General features: G+C 69.9%; 2 protein-coding genes and 2 pseudogenes. 2 read left to right on the plus strand and 2 right to left on the minus strand.

The annotated features are described in order from the left end of the window. Window positions 1-735, plus strand: a pseudogene (locus VJ655_RS05755) (TonB-dependent receptor); the annotation flags it as partial. Window positions 736-1,043: 308 nt separating this feature from the next. Then, window positions 1,044-1,724 carry an FABP family protein gene (locus VJ655_RS05760; protein ID WP_324110109.1) on the plus strand — a complete coding sequence of 227 codons (681 nt, stop codon included), beginning with the start codon at window positions 1,044-1,046 and terminating at the stop codon, window positions 1,722-1,724. A 141-nt stretch (window positions 1,725-1,865) separates the two neighbouring features. On the opposite strand, the gene VJ655_RS05765 is transcribed toward VJ655_RS05760, so the two are convergent. Together VJ655_RS05765 and VJ655_RS05770 are read right to left on the minus strand one after the other, a co-directional pair. After that, complete coding sequence (locus tag VJ655_RS05765; RefSeq protein WP_324110110.1) at window positions 1,866-2,981, minus strand: hypothetical protein; 1,116 nt, start codon at window positions 2,979-2,981, stop codon at window positions 1,866-1,868. 193 nt (window positions 2,982-3,174) lie between these two features. After that, window positions 3,175-3,513 (minus strand): annotated as a pseudogene (locus VJ655_RS05770) (TetR/AcrR family transcriptional regulator C-terminal domain-containing protein); the annotation flags it as partial.

The following is a 3,513-nucleotide window of genomic DNA, read 5'->3' on the forward strand; positions in this document are numbered from 1 at the left end:
ATCGTGGCCGAGCCGGTGGCCGGCATCGTCGGCGCCCTCTATCCGAACGGGCCGGCCGGCGCCAACAACTGCGCCAATCCCGCCTATGCGGCCCTGGTGGCGCGCTTCACCTTCAACGGCTCGTGCTCGACCCCGACCACCAGCATCGCCCGCCTGAAGACCTTCTACGTCAACGGCGCGCCGGTGAAGAACTCGGGCTTCGACTTCTCGGCCGACTACCGGTTCAAGGACGTGCTGGGCGGCGACGTCTCGCTGGGCGGCACGGCGACCTACATCCGCAAGTACGAGGTGGGCGCCAGCCAGGTCGAGGGGATCACCGTCGAGAAGGCCTTCGACGCGGTCGGCCTGCTCAACTACCAGACCACGGTCGTGCCGATCCCCAAGTGGAAGGGCGACGTCTACGCCGAGTGGAACGCCGGGCCGCATAACCTGCGCCTGTCGGTCCATTACATCGGCGGCTACACCGACCAGCGCACCGCGCCGTTCGCCGCCAACGCCTACAAGGACACCACGGGCGCGGGGGTGACGGTCAGCGCGGGCAAGCAGATCAAGAAGCAGGTGCTGACGGACCTGGCCTACCGCGTCTTCCTGCCCTGGGACACGACGGCGACCCTGGCGATCACCAACCTGTTCGACAAGGACCCGTCCTACGCCCGGCTCGACCTGGGCTACGACCCGTTCACCGGCGATCCCCTGGGCCGCACCTACAAGCTGGGCCTGCGCAAGAAGTTCTAGTTCCTCGGCGCGTCATGGGACTTGGCGGCGCGTTCTCCGGAACGCGCCGTCCTTTTTTTGGGGATACCGTCCGCTTCAAAAATCCAGCCTTCGACCCATGCCTCGGCTTGGCGGGGTGTCGGTCCGCGAACGCCGCCGGCGTTGACGGGCGCCGTCCAACTCAAAGCCCGCTGAACCCTGGGCCCCAGGCACAGGGCCTGGGGAGGCGGATAGTTTTGAAGGCTTTGGCTCCAGACCTCCAAGCCCCCGCTTGACGCCAACGCCCACGTCGATAGACGCAAGTCCGAGCTTCGCCGGAGCATGGACCGATGGCCGACTTTCCCGATGACATCTTCACCGAACCGGCGGACGTCGATCCCGACACCCTGGCCAACCTCGGCCCCCTGAGCCGCCTGGCCGGCGTGTGGGAGGGCCGCAAGGGCGTCGACGTGAACCCGAAGGCCGAGGGGCCCGAGCGCCGGGAGTTCCTCGAGCGCATCGAGATGCATCCGATCGACCCGCAGGCCAATGGACCGCAGCTGCTGTACGGCCTGCGCTACCACGTCCACATCGTCGCCTCGGACGAGGATTCCACCTTCCACGACCAGATCGGCTACTGGCTGTGGGAGCCGGCCACGGGGCTGGTCATGCAGACCCTGGCGATCCCGCGCGCCCAGGTGGCCCTGGCCAGCGGCGAGGCCAAGCCGGACGGCTCGGGCCTGATCGTGCGGGCCGAGCGGGGCGGGGCGGGCTACGGGATCTGCTCGACCGACTTCCTGGAATGGGCGTTCCGCACCGACAGCTACGAGCTGGACGTGCGCTTCGAGGCCGACGGCGGCTGGTCCTACGTCTCGACGACCATGCTGCAGGTCCGCGGCCGCGACGAGCCCTTCCGCCACGTCGACCGCAACACCCTGGTCAAGGTCGGCGAACCGCGCCCCAATCCGCTGGCCCGCATCGCGGCCGGCGAGACCCTGCCCCAGGCGCACGGGTTCCTGACGCTGGGGTGAGGTAAAACCCCTCTCCCGTGGGGAGAGGGCGGGGCCCGCCGCGAAGCGGGGGGAGGGTGAGGGGTTATGCTCTCGCCAAGCCGGAGTGTGGTCCTCACCCCCTCACCCCTACCCCTCTCCCCATGGGAGCGGGAGGCGTTCCTACAGATAATCCAGCAAGCTCGGCGGGCTGGCGACCGCGCCGTCGGCGTTGAACATCTGGGCCAGCTTGTCGCGCGAGGCCTGAAGTTCGACGATCTTGGCGTAGGCGGCGGGGGTCCAGCCCGAGGCCTGGCGCTCCTCGGCGGTCATGCCGGCGTAGCGGGTGATCATCGCCTTGCCGAACCCGCCCTCGTCCTCGGTGGTCGACTGGTAGCTGGCCTTGATGGCGGCGCTGTCGCGCGAGCGGATCTCGGTCTGGGCCTGGCGAACCTCGTGGGTCGAGAACTGGCCGTCCTGGTTCAGGGCGACGGCCGCCAGCGAGCGGTCGTCGAAGCGGCGGAAGTCGATATCGCCGCTGTCGGGATCCTTGGCCGCCTCGGGATGGACGGCCAGGGCGTACTGCTTGTCGAGGGCGGCGCGGACGTCGGTGGCGACCTTGCCGAAGTCGCGGGTCTTGGCGCCCGCCACCACGCTGCCGGTCTGGGCCATGTAGGCCGAAACGCTGTCGTTCTCGACGCCGACCGGCGCGAGGCCCGGGCGGGCCAGCGCCTGGCCACGCGCTTCGACGAGGGCGGAGCGGTCACGGCTCCAGGCGGCGGAGGCCTTCTCCTCGGGACCGGCGGCGTCCATCTGGTCGAGGGCGACCTGGTAGAGGGCGGCGTAGTCGCCGGTCAGCCGCGCCTGGGCCGCGGGACCGGCCAGGGCCGCGTCATGCTGGCCCTTCAGCGCCAGGGACGCCACGACCTGCTGCTCGATCGGAAAGCCGCCGCCCTGGTTGCTGGCCACCGCGTAGAGCGTGCGCCGGTCCATGTCGGTCAGGTCGATGGCGGGGTTTCCGTCCTTGAGGGCGTTGGAGGTCCCGGCCGCCTTCAGCCGCGCGGCGATCTGGCCCTTGGCCTCGGCGACCACGGCTTCGGTGGCGCGGGAGTCGGTCTGGGCTTTCAGCGCCGCCTGGGCGGCGGGAGAGAGGGTGACGCTGACCGCCGGGGTGTTGATCGTCGGGCTCTGGTCGCGCGTCTGGCCATAACCGGCGGCCTGGTTGGCGCGCTGCGTCGCCGTCTGCCCCGCGGTGAGGCCGGGGGCGTAGACCGACGAGTAGGGATTGATCGTCGTCATGACGGGAGACTCGAAGCGAATCAGTCGCTTGAGGGTAGCACATGGTTAACAGAGCGCCGCGCCCCTCTCCCCTTGCGGGAGAGGGTGGCCGCCGCAGGCGGTCGGGTGAGGGGCGCGCGAGCGGTTCGGACAGGGCTTTCGACCCCTCATCCGGCCCTTCGGGCCACCTTCTCCCGCAAGGGGAGAAGGATGATTACCCCAGCACGCCCGTCAGTAGCGGCTTGGCGAACAGGTCGGCGGCTTCGTCCCGTTCCAGGCCGGGGACCCAGGCGGGCAGCGAGGCGGCGGCGTTCAGCATCGAATTGATCATGTGGGCGGCGATGCTGGGGTCGATCGGGCGGATCGAGCCGTCGGCGATCCCGTCGGAGATGATCGAGGCGAAGCGCTGCCAGCCGCGGGCGTAGCCGTCGGCCATGTCGTGGCGCAGCGCATCGGGCAGGGCGCCCATCGACGAGGCCCGCAGCAGTGGTCCGTGCTCGGACAGCTGGTAGGAGCACAGGCCCGCCGCCGTCGAGGCCAGCTGGGTCCAGCT

The sequence above is a fragment of the Caulobacter sp. genome, assembly GCF_035254145.1.
Lineage (GTDB): Bacteria > Pseudomonadota > Alphaproteobacteria > Caulobacterales > Caulobacteraceae > Caulobacter.